The organism is Dawidia cretensis (assembly GCF_018598175.1).
GTDB classification, from domain to species: Bacteria; Bacteroidota; Bacteroidia; order Cytophagales; family Cyclobacteriaceae; genus Ohtaekwangia; species Ohtaekwangia cretensis.
In genome coordinates this window covers 1-231 of sequence record NZ_JAHESE010000268.1, presented here as the reverse complement: position 1 = coordinate 231, position 231 = coordinate 1, and the positions used below count along the sequence as shown (strand labels likewise).

The 231-nt window shown below is 55.4% G+C and carries 1 pseudogene; it reads right to left on the bottom strand.

The features are described from left to right. Positions 1-231: pseudogene (locus tag KK062_RS30595) on the bottom strand (metallophosphoesterase); the annotation flags it as partial.

The following is a 231-nucleotide window of genomic DNA, read 5'->3' as shown; positions in this document are numbered from 1 at the left end:
GCCCCATTCTGCGTCGTTGTCATAATTGTGAATGAGGTCCCCGGCGTGCAACATAAAATCGACCTGCGGCGCGGTTTTGAAGGCCTCGCGAATCACCCGCGCCCACATCGACTTGATCTCGTTCTGCGCATCGCCAAAGTATAGGAACGACAACTTCTTGTGCTGCATGTCGGGGAGCCGCAACTGGTACCATTCACTCCACGCATCCACGTTGCCCACGCGGTATACATA